This is a genomic window from Pseudomonas sp., from assembly GCF_048269965.1.
Classification (GTDB): domain Bacteria; phylum Pseudomonadota; class Gammaproteobacteria; order Pseudomonadales; family Pseudomonadaceae; genus Aquipseudomonas.
Genome location: NZ_JBLWTV010000003.1, coordinates 123,462 through 144,361, shown reverse-complemented (window position 1 = coordinate 144,361; position 20,900 = coordinate 123,462). Strand labels below are relative to the sequence as shown.

At 62.5% G+C, this 20,900-nt stretch carries 17 protein-coding genes and 1 pseudogene; 10 read left to right on the top strand and 8 right to left on the bottom strand.

The window, feature by feature from the left end; genetic code table 11:
- Window positions 1-220: 220 nt before the first annotated feature.
- From ACN0X6_RS04820 to coxB, 4 genes are read right to left on the bottom strand one after another with little or no spacing between them, the layout of a single operon-like run.
- Complete coding sequence (locus ACN0X6_RS04820) at window positions 221-1,042, bottom strand: cytochrome c oxidase assembly protein (protein WP_417702544.1); 822 nt, start codon at window positions 1,040-1,042, stop codon at window positions 221-223.
- Entirely contained in the window at window positions 1,033-1,386 is a 354-nt protein-coding gene (locus tag ACN0X6_RS04815) for a hypothetical protein (protein WP_417702543.1), read from the bottom strand. Before ACN0X6_RS04815 ends, ACN0X6_RS04820 begins: the two co-directional genes overlap by 10 nt.
- Window positions 1,386-3,917 (bottom strand): cytochrome c oxidase subunit I, encoded by a 2,532-nt coding sequence (ctaD, locus tag ACN0X6_RS04810; protein ID WP_417702541.1) that lies wholly within the window; start codon window positions 3,915-3,917, stop codon window positions 1,386-1,388. Before ctaD ends, ACN0X6_RS04815 begins: the two co-directional genes overlap by 1 nt.
- On the bottom strand, window positions 3,914-4,804 hold the full coding sequence (gene coxB / locus ACN0X6_RS04805) for a cytochrome c oxidase subunit II (RefSeq protein ID WP_417702727.1): 891 nt from the start codon (window positions 4,802-4,804) through the stop codon (window positions 3,914-3,916). Before coxB ends, ctaD begins: the two co-directional genes overlap by 4 nt.
- 147 nt (window positions 4,805-4,951) lie before the next feature.
- Here coxB and ACN0X6_RS04800 point away from each other — a divergent pair, with 147 nt between their 5' ends.
- Window positions 4,952-5,410 carry a DUF2231 domain-containing protein gene (locus ACN0X6_RS04800; protein WP_417702539.1) on the top strand — a complete coding sequence of 153 codons (459 nt, stop codon included), beginning with the start codon at window positions 4,952-4,954 and terminating at the stop codon, window positions 5,408-5,410.
- 79 nt (window positions 5,411-5,489) lie between these two features.
- On the opposite strand, the gene ACN0X6_RS04795 is transcribed toward ACN0X6_RS04800, so the two are convergent.
- Window positions 5,490-5,903, bottom strand: a complete 414-nt coding sequence (locus tag ACN0X6_RS04795) for a CopD family protein (protein WP_417702537.1) — start codon at window positions 5,901-5,903, stop codon at window positions 5,490-5,492.
- Between the two features lie 416 nt (window positions 5,904-6,319).
- Between ACN0X6_RS04795 and ACN0X6_RS04790 the strand changes: the two genes are divergently transcribed.
- From ACN0X6_RS04790 to ACN0X6_RS04755, 8 genes and pseudogenes are all read left to right on the top strand, one after another.
- Window positions 6,320-6,871 (top strand): ATP-dependent Clp protease proteolytic subunit, encoded by a 552-nt coding sequence (locus tag ACN0X6_RS04790; protein ID WP_417702535.1) that lies wholly within the window; start codon window positions 6,320-6,322, stop codon window positions 6,869-6,871.
- Between the two features lie 129 nt (window positions 6,872-7,000).
- Window positions 7,001-7,465 (top strand): ferritin-like domain-containing protein, encoded by a 465-nt coding sequence (locus ACN0X6_RS04785; protein WP_417702533.1) that lies wholly within the window; start codon window positions 7,001-7,003, stop codon window positions 7,463-7,465.
- Between the two features lie 79 nt (window positions 7,466-7,544).
- Window positions 7,545-7,979: a PA2169 family four-helix-bundle protein gene (locus tag ACN0X6_RS04780; RefSeq protein ID WP_417702531.1), complete on the top strand. Its 435-nt coding sequence runs from the start codon at window positions 7,545-7,547 to the stop codon at window positions 7,977-7,979.
- 138 nt (window positions 7,980-8,117) lie between these two features.
- Window positions 8,118-9,082, top strand: a pseudogene (locus ACN0X6_RS04775) (GNAT family N-acetyltransferase).
- A gap of 591 nt (window positions 9,083-9,673) precedes the next feature.
- Window positions 9,674-10,291, top strand: coding sequence for a translesion DNA synthesis-associated protein ImuA (gene imuA, locus ACN0X6_RS04770; protein ID WP_417702529.1), 618 nt, complete (start codon window positions 9,674-9,676; stop codon window positions 10,289-10,291).
- 7 nt (window positions 10,292-10,298) lie between these two features.
- Complete coding sequence (locus tag ACN0X6_RS04765) at window positions 10,299-11,708, top strand: Y-family DNA polymerase (protein WP_417702527.1); 1,410 nt, start codon at window positions 10,299-10,301, stop codon at window positions 11,706-11,708.
- The gene (locus ACN0X6_RS04760) at window positions 11,705-14,773 is read left to right on the top strand and encodes an error-prone DNA polymerase (RefSeq protein ID WP_417702525.1); all 3,069 of its coding nucleotides are present in this window, start codon (window positions 11,705-11,707) and stop codon (window positions 14,771-14,773) included. The genes ACN0X6_RS04765 and ACN0X6_RS04760 overlap by 4 nt, the downstream gene beginning before the upstream one ends.
- Window positions 14,774-15,115: 342 nt before the next feature.
- The gene (locus ACN0X6_RS04755; RefSeq protein WP_417702523.1) at window positions 15,116-16,369 is read left to right on the top strand and encodes an OprD family porin; all 1,254 of its coding nucleotides are present in this window, start codon (window positions 15,116-15,118) and stop codon (window positions 16,367-16,369) included.
- A 33-nt stretch (window positions 16,370-16,402) separates the two neighbouring features.
- On the opposite strand, the gene ACN0X6_RS04750 is transcribed toward ACN0X6_RS04755, so the two are convergent.
- On the bottom strand, window positions 16,403-17,902 hold the full coding sequence (locus ACN0X6_RS04750) for a PLP-dependent aminotransferase family protein (protein WP_417702521.1): 1,500 nt from the start codon (window positions 17,900-17,902) through the stop codon (window positions 16,403-16,405).
- 127 nt (window positions 17,903-18,029) lie between these two features.
- On the opposite strand from ACN0X6_RS04750, the gene ACN0X6_RS04745 reads away from it, so the two are divergent.
- Window positions 18,030-19,235, top strand: a complete 1,206-nt coding sequence (locus ACN0X6_RS04745; RefSeq protein ID WP_417702519.1) for an NAD(P)/FAD-dependent oxidoreductase — start codon at window positions 18,030-18,032, stop codon at window positions 19,233-19,235.
- A gap of 47 nt (window positions 19,236-19,282) precedes the next feature.
- On the opposite strand, the gene ACN0X6_RS04740 is transcribed toward ACN0X6_RS04745, so the two are convergent.
- Entirely contained in the window at window positions 19,283-20,146 is an 864-nt protein-coding gene (locus tag ACN0X6_RS04740; protein WP_417702517.1) for an AraC family transcriptional regulator, read from the bottom strand.
- Between the two features lie 204 nt (window positions 20,147-20,350).
- On the bottom strand, window positions 20,351-20,854 hold the full coding sequence (locus ACN0X6_RS04735; protein WP_417702515.1) for a hypothetical protein: 504 nt from the start codon (window positions 20,852-20,854) through the stop codon (window positions 20,351-20,353).
- Between the last annotated feature and the right edge of the window lie 46 nt (window positions 20,855-20,900).

Sequence of the window (20,900 nt, the reverse complement as noted above, 5' to 3'; positions counted from 1 at the left end):
TGGCGAAGTGGGGTATAAGGATATGTCCGTGAGTCGATTGCCGCACTCGAGACTTTATTGTTTGAGCACAGCCTCTTGCGTCCGTAAATAAGCCAACTGTTTCGCACCGACAGAAAAAATACGCTGAACCTAATCTGCAACAGGGTTTGAGCGAAGCGCTGACCGTTACCGAAAACCTGGATGGAAGTTGTACAAGATGTTGGCGCGCCTGAAAACTGCGCTATAGGGAATTCTCCGTACCTTCTCGCGCCTGACGACGCCAAATACGTGTCAGCCATCGCCAGCTGATCCAGCCGGCAGCAGCGAGGTAGACCAGGCTGCCAGGCACCCACATCAGCAGGCCAGCCAGTTGCTGGTCGGCCAGGTCGCGGGAGTCGCCATAGAAAGTCGAGTTGGCGAAGGTAAGCAGGGCGCCGAGCAGGCCGGTGTGCATCAGCGTCAGGAGGATGGCCATCAGCGCGAGTGGCACCTGCCGCGGATTGGCGCGCAGGCAGGACCACCAGAACAGCCAGGCGCTGAACAGGAAACAGGCATGTTCGATGGCGTGCCACCAGCTGTTGTCCAGCGCCAGCAGGTACAGGCTGGGGGTGTGCCAGACCCAGATCATCGCACCGTGCAGCATGGCCAGCGCCACGGGATAGCGGCCGCTGCGCAGAATTGCGTTGGACACCGGCGCCATCCAGCCACCGAGCTGCGCGCGCCACTGCGGCAGCGGCCGAGCCAGCGCCCAGAGCGGCGCGATGACGATCATGAACAGCATGTGCTGGACCATGTGCAGGCTGGTGCTGGTTTGCGCCCAGTCATCGATGGGCCCGAATACGGAGAGCAGGGTAAGGACCATGGCCAGGTGCATCCACCAGGCTTCGCGCCCATGCGGGCGAACCTTGCGGCAACCCAGGATGTACAACAGCCAGGCCGCGCCGAGCAGCAGGGCGCTGAGCAGCAGCGGTACGCGCTCGTTCAGATGCAGATGGCCATCGAGCAGACCATGGGCGCCGGCTGTGCCAGGCAAGAGGAGCAGGGCAAAGACGATCACAGGCATGGCGGCAGGCTCAGCGTGGGCAGGGCGACGAAAAGGGTGGCGATGGCGCCGATCAGGTTCACGCCGGCGGCGAGGCGGGCCACGAAGCGCGCGGGTTGGCCCTCGCGCTCGTCCCTGGCGGCGCGCTGAAACCGCCAGGCCAAACCCAGGAGGACCGCCGTGGTGATCAGACTCAGCAGCGCGAGCAGAGCGTTGAGCCAGGTCCATTGCCCCTGGGCGGGATCAGGAGGCGCCAGGGCGCAACCAACCGACAATCCGCCGTACAGCACGACGAACCAGATACTCCAGAGCAGCAGCCCGAGGGGAACGTGGAGCGGGTTGTAGGGGGAGCGTAACGGTTGCATCACACGCCTCCGAAGGTGGGCGGGAACAGCACCACGCTGCAGTAGGTGATCCACAGCACGGCCAGGTTGTATCGCCAGAGCTGTTCGACCACCAGCGGCTCGTAGGGCGTGCGCTTGCACACATAGCCATAGCGCACACGCAGCGCCTGCAACGCGCTGAGCATGCTGGCCAGCACCCCATGCACCAGGCTGTAGACGAGCATCACCACGATCACCGCATCATGCGCAGTAGCCCGCGGCGCCAGGTCTCCAGCCAGCAGGGCCCAGAGCAGCAGCCCGACGTGCAGCACGCCCAGCAGCGCCACCGCGACAAAGCAGGTGATCAACGCACCGGGTTCACCCTGACCCTGACGCAGACGGCGCAGGACTGGCCGCTGCCCGAGCACGGCAATGCTCAGCACTACGGCGCTGGCCAGCAGCAAGCGCGGGTCTATGACCGGATCGTCCGGCACCAGCCAGTTCGGCGAGACGGTCCACAGATAGAACCAGCCGAACAGCAGCGACAGGTACAAGGCGCCGTTGGCCAGCAGTGTCACGCCCATGCCCCACAGCCCCGGACCGTCGCAGGTGCGCGAGTGCAGCGGCGGCTCACCCGGTTGCACCCGGGCATCCGGCGCCGCCAACGGGTGCGCGCCGTTCTCCCAGCTCCAGCGCAGCAGCACCGCTGCCGCGACGATGCTGGCCGCCAGGGCGAGCCAGTAGAACTTGCTGAGCAGCCCCAGGCAGGTGATGGCGATGAGCGCGGCCGCCGCGAACGGCAGCCAGCTGTTGCCCGGCAGGTGGATGATTTCGCGCACCTTGCCGGTCAGCGGCTCGACCCCCCAGGTTTCCCGCCGGCCATGGTCGATCACGGTGAGGGCGAATTCGCCACGGTCGATGTGCTCCTCCAGATCGGGCAGCTCCCACATGGGGTGGCGCGTGCGCACCGGCGGCAGGCTGACGAAGTTGTATGGGCTGGGCGGCAGATGCGTGCTCCACTCCAGGGTGTCGGCGCTCCAGGGGTTCTTCGTGGCCTTCTGGCCGAAGCGAAAGTGCAGGACGATGTCCAGCAGCACCGTGGCGATGCCGATGGCCATGATGAAGCTGCCGATCGACGAGATCAGGTTGGGCAGGTCCCAGCCGAGGCCGGACTGGTAGGTGTAGATCCGCCGCGGCATGCCCATCAGGCCGGTCCAGTGCATGATCAGGAAGGTCAGGTTGAAACCGCTGAACACCAGCCAGAAGCCCCATTTGCCGAGGCGTACCGAGGGCATACGTCCGGAAAAATGCGGCAGCCAGTAATAGATGCCGGCCAGCAGCGGGAACAACATGCCGCCCACCAGCACGTAGTGCATGTGCGCCACCACGAAGTGGGTGTCATGCACTTGCCAGTCGAAGGGTACGAGCGCCAGCATCACGCCGGTCAGCCCGCCGCAGACGAAGATCACGAGAAAACCCACCAGCCACAGCATCGGCACGTGGTACAGCGGCCGGCCGACCCACAGCGTGGCGATCCAGGCGAACACCTGAATGCCGGTCGGGATCGCCACCAGCATGCTCGCGGCGGAGAAGAACGCCTGCGCCAGTTGCGGAATGCCCACCGTGAACATGTGATGCACCCACAGGCCGAAGCTGATGAAACCTGTGGTGAGGATCGCCAGCACCACCCAGCGATAGCCCACCAGTGGCCGTTGGCAGAATACCGGCAACAGGGTCGAGACGATGCCGGCCGCCGGCAGGAAGATGATGTACACCTCGGGATGGCCGAACAGCCAGAACAGGTGTTGCCAGAGAATCGGGTCCCCGCCGCGCGCCACCTCGAAGAACGGCAGGCCTACGGCGCGCTCCAGCTCAAGCAGGATGCTGCCGAGGATCAAGGGCGGAAAGCCGACCACGATCATCATCGCCATCACCAGGATGTACCAGGCATAGATCGGCATCTTGTTCAGCGACATGCCTTCGGCGCGGGTGCGCAGGATCGACACCACCAGTTCGACACCGGCCGACACGGCGGAGATCTCCACGAAGGTGATGCCGATCAGCCAGAAGTCCGAGTTCGGCCCCGGCGTATGCACGGCGCTGGACAGCGGCGTGTACATGAACCAGCCAGCCTTGGGCGCGATGCCCAGCAGCAGACTGGCGCACAGGATCAGCCCGCCGAACAGATAACACCAGTAACCCAGCGCCGACAGACGCGGAAACACCAGGTCGCGGGCGCCGAGCATTTTCGGAATCAGGTAGACCGCCAGGCCTTCCATCATCGGCACGGCGAAGAGGAACATCATCACCGTGCCGTGCATGGTGAAGACCTGGTTGTAGACGTCTGGTTCGAGAAAGTCGTAGCCCGGTATCGCCAGCTGCGTGCGTACCAGCATCGCCAGCAGGCCACCGAACAGGAAGAAGCCCAACCCGGTGAGCATGAAGCGAATGCCGACGGTGGTGTGATTGACGATGGTCAGCGACTTCCAGCCGCGCGGGTTACCCCATACGTCGTTGAACTGATCGTGCAGTTGTTCCTGGGCGGCAACCTGTTCGTTGCTTGACGTAGTCACGGGCGCAGGGTCTCCAGCCAGTCGGCGATGGTGCTGAGGTGGTCGGGGTCGAGATCGTCATGCAGCGGCATGGCGTTACCGGGTTTGAGTCGCTGATGTTCCTGCAGCCAGCGCAACAGCGCGCCCGGTTCATTGCTCAGCACGCCGGCACCGAGCATCGATCGCGAGCCGACATCGCTCAGATCCGGCGCGCGATTTCCTTCGCTGACGCCCGCCACGCGATGACACTGACCGCAACGCGCGGCGAACACGTCGCCAGCAGGGCCGGGCAGGGCGCTGACCTGTTGTTCGCGGCGTGCCTGTAGCCAGCGGGCGAAGTCTTCCTCCTGGTGAGCCTGCACATCGAGAATCATGTGGGTGTGCTGGGTGCCGCAGAACTCCGCGCACTGGCCGCGAAAGGTACCGGCCTGATCGGCCTGCAGGCGGATGCGATTGTCCCGACCGGGGATCATGTCGATCTTGCCGCCCAGGCGCGGCACCCAGAACGAGTGGATGACGTCGGCGCTGCTGACGTCGAGGTCCACCGGCCGTCCGGCCGGCAGATGCAGCTGATTGGCGGTGACCACGCCACTGTCCGGGTAGCGCACCTCCCACCACCACTGATGACCGATCACCTCGATACGCATGGACTGCTCGCCCGTCAGCGGCAAGGGCAGCATGCGATGGCCGATGGGAATGCCGAACAACAGCAGGAGCAGCACGCTCGAGGTCGGCAACAACAGCCCGCCACCGACCAGCCAGCGCAGCGTCAGCTGGCGAGCCCGGGCGGCGTCCATCTGTGGGCTTTTGCGGCGCATGGCATGCACCCACAGTGCCGTCACCACGATCAGCACCAGGACGGCGAAGGCGCACATCGCCCACCACAGCATTGCCACCTCACGCGCCATCGGCCCCGCCGGGTCGAGCGTCGATTGCGGCCCCTCGCAGGCAACGAGAAACGGAACTGCCAGCGTCAGCGTGGTCAACTTGAAACGGGAGGCCAGCCAACGGCGCCTCTGTTTCTGTTCATCGCTCATCTGCTCAGGGAGGCCCGGATGGCCGAAATAAAGGAAGTAATCGTCAGCCGCGCCGCCATCGCCGGGCATCCGCTGCACCCGATGATGATCCACTTTCCCGTTGCCGCGCTGCTGGGGCTGGTGGCGACCGATTTCGCCTATCTGCTGCTGGCCGATCCGTTCTGGGCGCGCGCCAGTCTGTGGCTGGCGGGTGTCGGCGCGTTCGGTGGCTGGGTGGCGAGCATGGCGGGGCTGGTCGATCTGCTCACGGTTGGCAGCATCCGGCGCAAGATCACCGCTTGGTGCCACGCCATCATCGCGGTGATGATGCTGTCGCTGGCATCGCTGAACTGGCTGCTGCGTTACGCCGGGCCGGACCAGGGCATGGAACGCTGGGGCCTGTATCTGTCGTTGCTGACCGCAGCGCTGATTGGCCTGGCTGCGTATCTGGGCGGGCGCCTGGTGTACGAGCACGGCGTGGGCGTCGATACACGCTGAACGAATCGGCTTCGGCTTGCCAGTTGCTGGACGGTAGAGAGAGCGGGGCAGGCCGGACATATTCTCGGGTACTCCGTGATCAGAAGGGTTTGGCCAGCACCAGCCAGAGCGTGGCGCCGATCAGCACGCTCAGCAGCAGAGCGATCAGCAGGCAGTCGCGGCGCAGCGCATGTTCAGCGGCACGTTCGCTGCGCAGAATCAGCACACCGCAGAGAGCGTGACAGACCACCATCCCCGCGACCGTGGTGAGCTTGACGATCAACCAGGGGGCGAAAATCGATTCACGCAGGAACAGCGCCGTGCCCGAGCCGATGGCCAGCAGAGCGGCTGGGGTCGCGATGAGGTTGAAGAGGGTGCGGGTGAGTTGGGTATGGTCGCGATAGAACAGCTCGCCGTTGCTGCGCGTGCCGGCCGCGATCATCGCTGGCAGGTACAGCAGCGCGCCGCACCAGCAGATCAGCGCCATGAAGTGCAGCAGTTTGAGCAGTGGCATCGATGCTCTCCATGCGTCCGTTCGTTGCGAGCACGTGGCCCAGGTGGGGCAGGCCACGACGTCGTGACTGCCTGATGGTTTGCGTGTCCGGCCACTCTCCGGAGCGGGCCAGGATCGTCTCCGATCAAAAAAGAAGGAACCGCCGCAAGGAGAAGGAGGAGACGGAGCGGCGGCCCTGGGGAAGCAAGATGCTCGTTCGACTTGGCGCAATTGCGCTTGCCAGGTCACGAACCGGCCCCTGACAACGCCTCCCTTGACATAGACAGACTTCCACTGGCTGGCTTGCGTTCAAGCTTTTTGCCGGGCTGCGCTGACCAGCACAGCCATCGAGGGGCAGAAATTGAAACCCACTCGTGCATTTTCACTCACTGCAAGGGAGACCCGCGCAAAGGCGCTTCACTGCACAGGAGACCAGCATGAGAACCCACGTCGTACATTTCACCGCACCGATCAACTCCTACACCTGCGGTCAGTTGATCGACAAATGCAGCCAGGCCATCCATCAGGGTGCCGATGAGCTGGTTCTGAAGATCGCCACCATGGGCGGGGAGTGCAGCTACGGCTTCTCCCTCTACAACTTCCTCATCTCGCTGCCGGTACCCGTGAAGACGCACAACCTCGGCACCGTCGAGTCCATGGGCAACATCATTTTTCTTGCCGGCGAAACGCGCACGGCCTGCCCCCACAGCAAGTTCCTGTTTCATCCCTTTCACTGGACGGTCAACGGCGCCGTGGACCACGCGCGCATGTCCGAATACGCGATGAGCCTGGACCACGATCTGCAGCTTTATGCCAGCATCGTCGCCGAGTGCACCGCCGGCGCCGAATCGCCCCTCAACATACTCGAATGCCTGATGTCTGCACCGCGCATTCTCAACGTCGAACAAGCACTGGCAGCCGGTGTGATTCACCGTGAAGACTGCCTCGGCATGCCGGCCGAGGCAGTCAACTGGTGCGTGCATAGCTGAAGCCGGCTCAGCTTGCCGCTTGGAAAATTCCCTGAACGATCAGCGCAGCCTGCACGTCGGAATTCATGTAGGCCCCAAGACGGGACATACCAACCAGCAATGGCCGTTTAGCCGGCCCGGAGACGACTCATGGATCTCACCGACGATCGCAAAGACCTGGTACGCACCCTCAACAAGCTGATCGAAACCTGCAAGGATGGCGAGGCCGGCTTCAAGGTCTGCGCCGAAGACGTCAAACGACCCGACATGAAACAACTCTTCTCGCAACGCTCGCGGCAATGTGCAGAAGCGTCCGAAGAACTGCAACGGGCCGTCCTGGAACTGGGCGGCGAGCCCGAGGACAGCACCAGCGTGGGTGCAGACCTGCACCGCCGCTGGGTCGACCTGAAATCACTGGTCACCGGCAAGGACGAAGAGGCCATTCTCAACGAAGCCGAGCGCGGTGAAGACGTGGCCAAGGAGCGCTACAGCGAAGCGCTGAGCAGGAATCTGCCAGCAGCAATCCGCAGCATGGTAGAGCGTCAGTATCAGGGCGTGCTGCGCAATCACGATGAAGTCAGAGCGATGCGTGATGTGGCTCGCGCCAAGAGCTGAGCCGTCTAGCGGGTGCCGCGAAACCGCGCGCACCCGATGTCGTTTATTTGCATCCCAGCGCGCAGGGGAGGCATAGCGCATGCCGACGCTGGACAAAACCATCGCCCAGCTCAACCACCTGCTGATGGCGTGCCACGACGCCAGCCTGAGCTATAGACGTCTTGCCGGCAGCGCGCGTACATCCGGGCAGCAGCGGCTATTTTGCGAGCGCGAACAGCAGTGCTCGGCGCTGATGGCCTGCCTGCACAATCAGATCGCTACCTATGGCGGCAGACCGGCGCTGCATCGGAGCCTGTTCGGCATGCTTCGATATGCGCGAAACAGCTTGAGCGCCTCGCTACAGCCCAGGCGCAGCCGCGCCCATTTGCGCGCGGCACTGCGCACCGAACAGCACATTCGCCACGGTTTCGAGCAAGTGCTCGCGGAGCAGATGTCGCCGCAGTTTCGCCAGCAGTTGCAGGAGCACAGCAGCTCAAGTGTTGAATTCGAAAGAATCATACGCGCGCAGTTGTAGCGAAAACTGCAGGAGAGGGCGGCTCAGCCGTGGTGGGGCGCTTCGCCAGCGGTTCAGCTGTCGACGAGGAAAAGGGCACAGGCGGTTCGGCATTACTCGCGCTATGGCTTAAAGTAGCAGGTTGCCGAAAGAACCGTCATGGCCATAGCCATGAAGGGCTTTCATTCTTTACATATAAGTGTGTGGTGAAGATGAACAAGCCTTTCATTTCGCTGTGCCCAGAAATTACTCGGGCACATGCGCTGACACTGATGGATTGGTTGGAGGATGAGCGCGTGACTCGCTATCTGAGCGATTCGCGCGATGTCTGCCGGTCCATCGAGCAAGCCATCGATCGGACGCAATTGCCGATCCTGACCCATCTGTTCAACCGGGGCGGCCGATTTTTCATGGCCTACGACCGGTATGACGCCCCTGTTGGCTTTGTTCGCCTGATCAAGACCGGCTCAGATTGCGAGATAGTCCTGGCCATTGGAGACAGCGACAAATGGGGGCGAAACCTTGGCGCAGGCACGATCCGCGAAGGCATGAAACTGGCCTTCCTCGACATGCGGGCCGGGAAACTCATCGCCAAGATCCACCCGGACAACACGCGCTCGCTGAAAGCCTTTCAACGTAGCGGTTTTCTGCTTGAGAGCGAAACGCCGACACTGAAGTCATTTTCCATGACGGCGGGGCGCTATTTCCAGTTGCTGCGCGCAGGTGCCGTTGACGACTCCACGGGGATCTATATCACTGAAATCGACAAGGCCAGACTCGAATGCCTGATCGCGCTCGAGGAAGGTCCGGCCGTTGTTGAGCTCGAGCATGAGCTTGAGCGAGCCATAGTCGTCAAGCCGCATCAGGTGGCGTGCAATGTCGTCACGATGAACTCCAGGGCCTTGTTGCAACTGGATGACGAAGAGATCGAAGTGGCCTTGGTCTATCCTGAAGACGCGGACAGCAGCGCCGGCAAGCATTCCGTGTGCTCCGACATCGGCGCCGCCATCCTGGGTTATCAGGAGGGAGACGTCATCGACTGGCGAGTGTCTGATCGGACTCGCCGGATCGAGATCAGAAAAGTGCTGTATCAACCGGAGGCCGCGGGCGATTTCCACCTGTAGTTGCGCCTTTAGCCAGGATTCGTGCACGGGCATGAGGATCTCCCAAGGAGCGGGGGATCGCTTTACGTGCCCGATGCGAACCATCTGTCACAGTAGTTCAGCGCATACTCAAGCCAACATTTTATTTAACATAATATACATTATGCGAACCTACGACTTATCCAATGTAGGTCTCTTTGCGCTCGATTTGGCCAGACTGAATCACCCACTTTGGCTCCCAGGCACCTGAAACACCGGGCTTCATCGCTCCCATGATCCATGTACTCCCATGGGGATCGAGACCTTCACGCTTGGTCACTCTCAACCGCATCTGCATCTCCGCTTTGCGGTCGACAGTCCGAGATGCGCGCAGCGATAAGTTTCCGCGACATCCCATGGGTTCAGCGTCTGCGCAACACAACACGATGGATCGTATGGGTTGGTTGTACGTAGTAGATCGCGATTCCCCGGATCGACACGATTGTCCGGTTGATTGACTCGACTGACTCGGCCGCGTCTCGGTAACCAGGCTGAGCACCTTGTCGAGAGCCTCTTGACCCATGGGATGGCTCGCATAATACTGTATCTATATACAGTATTCGGTCATTACCCATGTCATCCGTGGTCGCGCTCGACCGGTTGATCGACGCTCGTCGTGTATGGCGAGGCCAGGTCGTCCCATCGTCTTCGGGCGCCAATTTCTCAACTGGACATCGTTTTCTCGATGCCGTGCTGCCCGGTAGCGGTTGGCCCAAGGCTGCGCTCAGTGAAATTCTCACGGCTGCGCCAGGCATCGGCGAGCTGAGCCTGCTGTGGCCAACCATCGCCAAGCTTACGGCTGCGGGCGAGCGGGTCGTGCTGGTCTCCCCTCCTCATCTGCCCTACCCCAAGGCCTGGATTCAGGCCAGCATCGATCTGCGTCAGCTAAGCCTCATCCAGGCCAGTGGACGCGATGTCCTGTGGGCTGCCGAGCAATGCTTGCGTTCGGGAAGCTGTGGTGCGGTGCTGTGCTGGTTGCGTCAGGCGGATGATCGCTCGCTGAGACGCCTGCAGGTGGCTGCCGGCACCGGGCAGACCCTGGCTTTTGCCTATCGGCCTCTGGCAGAAGCGGCCAATCCTTCGCCGGCGGCGCTGCGCCTGGTACTCGAAAGCCAGCCGACACAGCTGCGGGTGATCAAGTGCCGGGGTGGTTTGCCGCCGGCGCAGCCGCTCGCGTTTGCCTGGCATTGAGCCTGTCATGCTCTGGGCTTGCATCCTGTTTCCGCAACTGGCCATGGACGGCGTGCAACGTCACCGAACCCATCCCGATGATCCATTGGTGCTGCTCACCGGCTCGTCACAACGGCGCGTTCTGCAGGCCGTCAATCCGGCAGCCCGAGCCCTGGGGTTGAAGCCCGGCCAGTCACTGGCAGCAGCACAGGCGCTGACACGCGGCTTTGCCACGGCAGAATACGACCTTGCGGCCATCGAACGCTGGCAGCAGTTTTTGGCTGCCTGGGCCTATGGTTTCAGTGCTCAGGTCAGTCTTCACTATCCGCGCTGCCTGTTGCTGGAAGTGCAATCCAGCCTGGGCTTGTTTGGCCCCTGGCCGCGTTTTGAAGCGCGTCTGCGCGCCGAGCTTTCGGCGCTGGCCTTCCAGCACCGCATTGCCGTCGCGCCGAACCCGGCAGCGGCCCGCGTGCTGGCCAATGTCGGTGATGGGCTGATGGCGAGCGATGGCGGGACACTCAAGCAGATGCTCGATCCCATGCCAGTGGATCGGCTCGGGCTTTGCGCCACGGTAACCACGGCCTTCCAGCGCATGGGGCTCAGGCAGTTGCGGCAGCTGTTGGCAGTGCCGCGTGACAGCCTGGCCAAGCGTTTTTCTGACGAAGTGCTGCGCCACCTCGACACCCTGTCTGGCCAGCGTCCGTTAGCGCTGGATTTCTTCAGGCCTGCGGATGTTTTCGATACCCGTATCGAGCTTAATTTCGAGGTCGAATCGCATCAGGCACTGCTGTTCCCGTTGCGCCGGCTGACAGCCGATCTGGCTGCCTACCTGGCAGGTCGTGACAGTGGCGTGCAGCGGTTCACCCTGCATCTGGAACACAGAGCGAATGCCGATACGCAGGTGCAGGTGGGGCTGCTCGGTGCAGAGCGTGATCCAGGCATGCTGTTCGAGCTGACGCGTGGCCGTCTGGAGCACCAGCAGTTGCCGGCGCCGGTGCTGGCCGTGCGGCTGGTGGCTCGTGAATTACCGGTCTTCGCGCCGCAACATCGGCAGCTGTTCGATGAGCGTCCGCAGCAGAACCAGCCCTGGGAGCAGTTGCGTGAGCGGCTGCGTGCACGGCTGGGTGATGACGCCCTGCATGGCCTTGCAGCCAGGGCGGATCATCGCCCCGAACGCGCCTGGATGAACGAGCCGACAAGTACACTGCTGCCACCAAGCGGCCTGCGCCCCGGCTGGTTGCTGAGAGAGCCTCAGCCTCTGCGCGAGGCCTCGTTGCGCATTCTTTCCGGCCCGGAACGTATCGAGTCCGGCTGGTGGGATGGCGAGGATGTCCGCCGCGACTACTACGTGGTGGAAACCCTCGCTGGGCAACGTGGCTGGGCGTTTCGCCTGGTCGGCAGTGACGGCCCCTTGCTGCTGCACGGCTGGTTCGCATGAGCGATTACGCCGAGCTGCATTGCCTGTCGAACTTCAGCTTCCAGCGCGGCGCATCCAGTGCGCAGGAGCTGTTCGAGCGTGCGGCAAGATTGGGCTATCGTGCCCTGGCAATCACCGATGAATGCACCCTGGCGGGTATCGTGCGCGCCTGGGAAGCCTCGAAAAAGAGCGGCGTCAAGCTGATCGTGGGCAGTGAGGTGCGGATCGAAGGCGGCCCGAAACTGGTGCTGCTGGCCGAGAACCTGATGGGCTATCAGGCGCTATGTGGTCTGATTACTCGAGCTCGACGCAGAGCGGCAAAAGGCTCCTACCGATTGCTGTACGCCGATTTCACGGCGCCGCCCGATGGCCTGCTGGCCATCTGGCTCAGCGACGGTGACGCCAGCGTCCTGCCCTGGCTTCGCTCGCTGTTTCCCGAGCGCCTGTGGCTGGGAGTGGAGTTGCATCGCGGCGCGAACGATGCCGCGCACCTGCAGCGCCTGCTCGAGCTGGCAGGCGATCATGACCTGCCAGCCGTGGCCTGTGGCGACGTGCACATGCATGCCCGCGGCCGCCGCGCCTTGCAGGATTGCATGACCGCCATCCGTCATCATCTGCCCGTGGCCGAGGCCGGCGCCTATCTGTTCGCCAACGGCGAGCGGCATCTGCGTCGGTGCGAAGAGCTGGCCGAGCTGTATCCGCCCGATCTGCTCGCACAGAGCCTGCGTATCGCCGAGCGTTGCAACTTCGATTTCGAGCAGCTGGATTATCACTACCCACACGAGCTGGTGCCGGCAGGTCATGACGCCACGTCCTGGCTGCGTGTCCTGGTGGGGCGTGGCGCCGGCGAGCGCTGGCCCGAGGGTGTACCGGCTGGCGCTCATGCCCAGATCGAACACGAGCTGGCACTGATCGCCGAGCTGGAATACGAAAGCTACTTCCTGACCGTACATGACATCGTCCGCTTTGCCCGTGAGCAACACATTCTCTGCCAGGGCCGGGGTTCGGCGGCCAATTCGAGCGTCTGTTTTGCGCTCGGCATTACCGAGCTCGATCCCACGCACAGCCGGCTGTTGTTCGAGCGTTTTCTCTCGCGCGAGCGCAACGAGCCGCCGGACATCGACGTCGATTTCGAGCATGAGCGACGCGAAGAGGTGATCCAGTACGTGTTTCGCCGTTATGGCCGAACGCGTGCGGCGCTTACGGCCGTGGTCAACACCTATCACGGTGCAGGCGCGATACGTGACGTCGCCAAGGCTCTTGGTCTACCGCCTGATCAGGTCAATGCGCTGGCTGATTGCTGTGGTCGCTGGAGCAGCGGCCCGCCATCACCCGAGCGCCTGCTGGAGGCAGGGTTCGATCCGCAGAACCCACTGCTCAGGCGCGTGCTGATACTGACTGGCGAGTTGATCGGCTTTCCCCGCCACCTGTCGCAGCATCCGGGCGGCTTCGTCATTTCCGAGGACGCCCTCGATACCCTGGTGCCGGTGGAGAACGCGACAATGGCCGAACGCACCGTCATTCAGTGGGACAAGGACGATCTGGACAGAGTCGGCCTGCTCAAGGTCGATGTGCTCGCCCTTGGCATGCTGAGCGCGCTGCGCCGTTGTTTCGGCCTGATCGAGCGCTATCGTGGCAAGCAATGGACCTTGGCCAGCCTGCCCAAGGAAGACCCGGCCACCTACGCCATGATCAGCCGCGCGGATACCATTGGCGCGTTCCAGATAGAGTCCCGTGCGCAGATGGCGATGCTGCCACGACTGCGCCCGAACACCTTCTACGACCTGGTGATCCAGGTGGCCATCGTCCGTCCGGGACCGATCCAGGGTGACATGGTGCATCCCTACCTGCGTCGGCGAAACGGCGAAGAACCGATCGACTATCCCTCTGATGAACTCAAGCCGGTCTTCGAGCGCACGCTCGGCGTGCCGCTGTTTCAGGAGCAGGTCATGGAGTTGGCCATAGTCGCAGCCGAATACACACCCGGCGAGGCGGATGAACTGCGCCGCAGCATGGCCGCCTGGAAACGTCATGGCGGGCTCGAACCGCATCGTCAGCGGCTGACCTCGCGCATGCTGGAAAAGGGTTACACGCAGGCATTCACCGAGCGGATCTTCCGCCAGATCGAGGGCTTCGGTAGTTACGGTTTTCCCGAGTCGCACGCGGCCAGCTTCGCCCTGCTCGCCTATGCCAGTTGCTGGCTGAAATGCCATGAGCCCGCTGCCTATGCCTGCGCGCTGGTCAACAGTTGGCCGATGGGCTTCTACAGTCCGGATCAGGTGCTGCAGGATGCACGGCGGCATGATGTCGAGGTGCGTCCCGTGGACGTGCGCTACAGCGACTGGGATTGCAGCCTGGAGCCCGATGAACAGGGCGAGCCGACCATCCGCCTGGGGCTGCGGATGATTCGTGGCATGCGCGAAGACGATGCGCACCGTATCGAACAGGCGCGCCAGTGCGGCGCATTCCGCGATGTCGAAGACCTCAGCATACGTGCATGCCTGGATGCATCGGCGCGCGAGCGATTGGCCGATGCAGGCGCGCTTTCCGGCCTGGTTGGCCATCGCTATCAGGCGCGCTGGGCGGTTGCTGGCGTCGAGCAACAGCTGCCGCTGTTCGCAGGCGTGTCTGCGCCGAGTGAAGAAATCCTGAGTTTGCCTGCACCATCGCAAGGAGAAGACCTGCTGACCGACTATGTCACGCTTGGCACCACGCTCGGTCCGCATCCTCTGGCCCTGCTGCGCCAGGCGCTGCGCGCGATACGCTGCAAGAGCTCGCGGGAGCTGCAGGCAGTCGAGCACGGCCGGCCCGTCAGCATTGCCGGTCTGGTGATCGGCCGGCAAAGGCCGCAAACCGCCAGTGGCGTGATTTTCGTCACCCTCGAAGATGAGTTCGGTCTGGTCAATGTGGTCGTCTGGCACGATCTGGCCGAGCGGCAGAGGGGTGTCCTCGTACAGTCGCAGATGCTGCGTATCGATGGCCATCTGGAGACCGTCGAAGGCGTACGCCACGTGATCGCCGGGCGGCTGACGGACATGACGACAATGTTGACAGGGCTGGATATACGCAGCCGCGATTTTCACTGACCCGTGACTTCAATCGCCGCGCACGGCAGACCAAGAAAGATGAACAAAAAAAGCCGCACTGGATCACCAGGCGGCTACAAGTCGTCTTAACCAAAGGAGATGAAGTGGAGCCAGAGCGTCAGCTTCCGGGAGAGATGCAAAAGCCGCCACCCCTGGAATCTTCATCGAGGAGAAGCCTATCGCCGTTCGTTGCCAAGACCTCATCGAAGAAGTCGATAGTGACCATCGACCACCTTCAGTAGTGCCTGCGCCGTCTCGGTGGTATCTATGAGCGGTCCGTCTGGACTGGGCTTTGTCTCGATGCGAAGCCTGACAAGAAAACATACCAACACCGGAGCACTCATGCACAAGAAGCACTGTCTCGCGCTGGCTTGCGGCCTCGCGCTTGGCGGGCAGTTGGCCCATGCCAGCAGCCAGTCCGAAGCCAATGGTTTCGTCGAGGACGCCAGCCTCGATCTGTTGCTGCGCAATGCCTACTTCAACCGTGATTTCAAAGACAACACCAACGATGCCAAGACCTGGGGTCAGGGTTTTATCGCCACCTTCGAGTCCGGTTTTACCCAGGGCACCGTCGGCTTCGGCGTCGATGCCTTCGGCCTGCTCGGGGTCAAACTCGACAGTGGCCGCGGCCGCCACTATCGCCCCTTCTTCGATACCGACAGCGAAGGTCGCCCACTGGACGACCTGTCCCAGGCTGGCGGTGCGGTGAAGCTGCGCGTCTCCAATACCGTGATCAAGTACGGCAACCAGTTCCCTTCCCTGCCGGTTCTGGCCCATGACGATACGCGTCTGCTGCCGCAGTCTTTCACCGGCACGCTGGTCACCAGCAACGAAATCGAAGGTCTGGAGCTGAACGCGGGCCGCTTCACCGCCGACAGCCCGATGGGCGATGCGGCACGCGACCCCAATCGCCTCAAGAGCATCGACGTGCTCGGCGGCAGTTATGCCGTCAGCGACGATCTGAGCCTGGCGGTCTATCACGCCGATCTCGAGGACATGTACAAGCGCTACTACGCCAACGTCAATTACAACCTGGCGCTGGCGGCGGATCAGGCGCTCAATTTCGACTTCAACATCTATCGCACCAAATACGACACCGACTCGGTAGCCGCCCTGGATTACGGCGGCGACGGCAAAGGTGACCGCAACACCATCTGGAGCCTGGCGGCCAAGTACAGCATTGGCGCCCATGCCTTCATCGTCGCTCACCAGCGCAACAGCGGCGATGCCGGATTTGCCAAGGATTATGGCGACGGCGGCGGAACCATCTATGTGGCCAACTCCTACTACTCGGACTTCAACCTGAAGGACGAGCGCTCCTGGCAGGCCAGCTACGAGCTGAATTTCGCCGAGTACGGCGTGCCGGGTCTGCGTTACAAGTTCGCCTACGTACGCGGTGACAACATCGATACCGGCAGTGACAACAACGGCACCGAGCGCGAGATCTTCAACCAGATCGGCTATACCTTCCAGAGCGGCGCGGCCAAGGATCTGCACCTGCGCCTGCGCAACTCCATCTACCGCTCCAGCACCGACGTAGGCCCGGATCTCAACGAGATTCGTGCCTTTGTCGAATACCCGCTGAGCATCCTCTGATGGTCGCTGCCCCGGCCTTGGCCGGGGCAGTTTTCAGCCGCGCAGGACATGCGCAACGGCCCTGGCGGCATCCTCGATGGCTCGCTCCTCGTAGGGCGCAAAGCCCATGACCAGTCCCGGCCCCCGCGGATTGACGCAGTAACGTGACAGCGGTATCGCATCGATACCCGCAGCCTGCAAACGTGCGAAAGTTTCCGGCTCTTTCTCCACCTGCAAACGGCAGGCGATATCCATCCCTGCGCGAATTTCCGGCACCTCGATCAGCCCTTGCCAATGCTTGTGCGCAGCTTCGGCGAAGGCGTCGGCACGTGATGCGTAGACCTTGCGCATGCGCCGCACGTGGCGGTCGAAATGCCCCTCATGGATGAAGTCGGCCAGCACGGCCTGCGCCAGGCTGTTGGCATGGCGCGACATCAGTGCCGATGCGCGGGTGAAACTTTCCCTAAGGTGCTCAGGCAGCACCAGATAAGCCAGACGAATCGAGGGGAACAGCAACTTGCTGAAAGTCCCGGCCATGATGACCGAGTGCTCCGCACCTGGCATGGAGCGCAATGCCGGAATGGGCTTGGCGATGAAGCGGTACTCGCTGTCGTAGTCGTCTTCGAAGATGTAACTGCCCTGCTCCGCCGCCCACTGCAGCAAGGCCAGGCGGCGTGCAGGCGACAGCTCGCCGCCCAGTGGCGCCTGACGTGAGGGGGTGACGTAGGCCAGTCGTGCGCCAGGCGCCAAACGAATGCCCTCTTCTACTCGCAAGCCTGCTTGATCCACTGGCACATCCACGCGGCGGATGCCCGAGATATCCATCAACTGCCGCGCGCCGGGATAACCCGGATCTTCCATCCACACCTGGGAGTCGCCTGGTGCCAGCAAACGCAGGCAGATATCCAGGCCTTGTTGCACGCTGCCGAGCACCAGGATGCGCTCCGGCGCAACCTGTACCCCGCGAGCGATGGCCAGGTAGCCGGCGATGGCTTCACGCAGCTCAGGCAAGCCTGCCGGGTCGGCGTCGAGCAGCATCGTCAGGCGCGAGCTGCGCAACTGTTGCGTGTGCAGCTTGCGCCACAGGTCGATGGGAAAGGCGCTGATATCGCCACGATGAGGAAAGAAAGGACGCACACCGGTTGGCAGCGTTCGCCGCGAGAAGATGGGCTCGATCTCGGCCAGACGCTTCAACCAGGGCGTGTCAGGTGCTGTGCGCTGCTCTTCCACCTCAGCCACCACCTTGCGCCGAACGTATCCGGCGTTCAGCGTTGGGTCCGGCAATACCTCGCTGACGCGCGTACCGCTGCCGGTTCGAGCTTGCAGATAGCCTTCGGAAAGCAATTGCTGATAGGCAGCCTGTACCGTCCCGCGCGCCAGGCCGTAGTACTCGGCCATGGAGCGAGTACTGGGTAGTTTGCTGCCAGCGGGCAGGCGCCCGCCCAGAATCGCGCGGCGCAGCGATTCGTATAGCCATGCCTGCAGGCTGACTCCCTCCTCCGGCGTGCCCAGCGGCAGAAAGACCACTTGCGGTGGGGTTTTATCGAGTGGCATAGGGTCCTCGAAGTGGACTAGTTATTTTTGTAGATACTGGATCAATACCCTGATCCAAAACAACCACACAATCGATCCCGTAGCCAGCCAACACTTCTTTTCTTCAACGACTATGGGAATTCACGATATGAAACAGCAGATCCTGATCATCGGTGCCGGCTTCGGCGGTATGTGGAGTGCGCTGAGCGCCGTTCGCCTACTGGACCAGCACAAGCGTCTGGACGTCGCCGTTACCCTCCTCGCTCCGCAAGCGGAACTGCGCGTACGTCCGCGTTTCTATGAAAGCGACCTGGCCACCACCGTTGCCCCGCTCGGCCCGCTGTTCGATGCGGTCGGTGTGCGATTCGTGCAAGGCAGCGCTACGCGCATCGATGCCGCAGGCAAGCAAGTGATCTACCGCGACGCAAGTGGCGCGCAAGCCGAGCTGAGTTTCGACCGCTTGATTCTGGCCTCCGGTAGCCAGGTCGCCCGGCCTCCACTGGCCGGCATCGACCGCTTCGCCTTCGATGTCGACAGACTGGAGTCGGCGCAGAAACTTGAAGCCCATCTGCACAGCCTACGCGACAAACCGTCCAGCCAGGCCCGGAACACCGTGGTGGTGGTCGGCGGTGGTTTCACCGGTATCGAAACGGCCACGGAAATGCCGGCGCGGCTGCGAGCCATTCTGGGAAAGGAGGTCGATGTGCGGGTGATCGTGGTCGACATGGGCAAGCAGGTCGGCAGCGTCATGGGCGAGCAGATCGCCTCGGTGATCGCAGAAGCCAGCGACATGCTGGGCGTGTCCTGGAAGCTCGGCAGCCCGGTGTCGATGGTGGATGAGCATGGCGTCCAACTCGACAACGGCGAACGTATCGAAGCCAGCACCGTGGTCTGGACCGTGGGCGTGAAAGCCTCGCCACTGACGCAGCAGATCGATGGCGAGCGCGATGCCTTCGGCCGCCTGCACGTCGACCGTGACCTGAAAGTACTCGGTCAGGACGCCATCTACGCCACCGGTGATACCGCCTATGCCGCGGTGGATGATCGTGGTAACCACGCGCTAATGACCTGCCAGCACGCCATCGCTCTCGGCCGCTCCTCCGGCAATAACGCTGCAGCCGATCTGCTGGGTGTCGAGCCGATTCCCTACAGCCAGCCCAAGTACGTCACCTGCCTGGACCTGGGCGCCTGGGGCGCGGTGTTCACCGAGGGCTGGGAGCGCAAGGTGGTGCTGACCGGCAAGGAAGGCAAAGAGCTGAAAACGCAGATCAACACCCAGTGGATCTACCCGCCCGAGGCCAATCGCGAGATAGCCCTGGCTGCTGCCGACCCGATGATCCCGGTAGTCGCCTGACCGGTGAAAAATGCCCAGGGCGCCGACAGCCCTGGGCTTGGCCAGACTCAATCGCGGTAAATCTGCACCTGCAGCTTCGCCGGCGGGTCCTCTCCTTCAGCCCGTAGCCATTCGCCTGGTGGTTGCCCGACCTGCTGGGCAAAGGTACGCGAGAACGACGCCTGCGATGCGTAGCCCACAGCATCGGCGATCACCTTGATCGGCATCCCCTCACGCAGCAGATCCTGCGCCACCTTCATGCGCCAGGCGGTTACATAGGCCATGGGCGTCATGCTCATGACCTCGGAGAACAGCGCTGCGAACTTGGTACGCGACATCTTCGCCAACGCGGCCAGGCGCTCGACGCTCCAGGCCAGCTGGGGTTCCTGATGAATGCAGATCAGCGCGGGCCCCAGTTGACTGTCCTGCAGCGCATACAGCAGGCCACTGGTTATGCGCCCTTCGTTCACCGCGCGGCGTACCAGCAGGACGAACACGTATTCGAACAGCAGGTTCAGCGCCTTGCTACGACCAGGTGCCGGCGTACGGAACTCGTTGACCAGTGAGCCGATCACCGGCCCGAGCTGCTCGAGGGCGCTCAGCGGAAACACCAGGGTTTCCAGGAGCCCCAGTGGAAATGGCTGCTGCCCTGAACGCCCGAACTGGAATGAGGCGCAGATCAGATCCACGCCGCCGGGCTGGTGTGCACGCAGCTTGTAGCAGCAGGTGCTGGGACAGAACAAAACGCTGGGTTCACTGATCGCGATGCGAGGCTTGTCGGCGTGCACCATATCCAGTGCACCTCGCTCGATCACGTGGATGAATGCCATGCCTGCTGGCTTGTCCAGCACCAGGGTACCGTCTACCGGGCCGGCGAATAGCAGTCGCCCTTGCAGGCTCGTGCGCTCGAAGAACTCGGAAAGAACATCCATATTGGTAACGACCTGATAAAGATTCTCTAGGTTGGTGAAAGCTCAACCAGTCAGAGCCCATGGGTTGAACCGTCGTCGATTGATAGACAGTTCAACCCATGAAAATTCCAACGGCGAATCACCAGGATGGAGAATCTTCCGTGACTTGCATCACGCTTTTACAGGTCCAACCCCGAAGTGCCCCTCCACCAGGGCGCACACCGATCAGATCAGCCCATAAGAATGACCATCGCCTTCTGACTGGGCCTGCATCTTGGCTCGCTCTTCCATGCGCCGGGCAATTTCTTCTTCGACCGCCTTCTGCTGCTCAGGTGGCAGCGCCTCGATCTCCTCTTCGCTCATGCCTATTTCCTTGAGAATGCTGTCGCGCATCTTCTCGGCCGGAGTCATCGCCATGTAGGCCTTGAAAGCCTCCAGCGCGGCGTTACCACCCTTATCGCCCAGTGGTTTTTCCACGCGGCCTGAACTGACCGATGTCTCGACCTTGCCGTCCGAGGCGGTCTGCAGGGCGACGCGCAAACGAGCAAAGCCCTCCTGCGTAGCCTGCCTGGCGCGGAACTCGCGTTCGGACTCGGCGTTCGCCGTGCGCGTGGTCTTCTCGACATTGCGCGCCAATTGGGCCAGCTCGCCCTGCTCTTCACTCTGTTTGTTGCGAAATCCCGTGAGGGATATGCCGCCGTAATTGCCAATACCTCCAATCGTGCTCATGCCGTGCTCCTTGACTGAGTTGCAATTGCCAGGCGCACTGATTCAA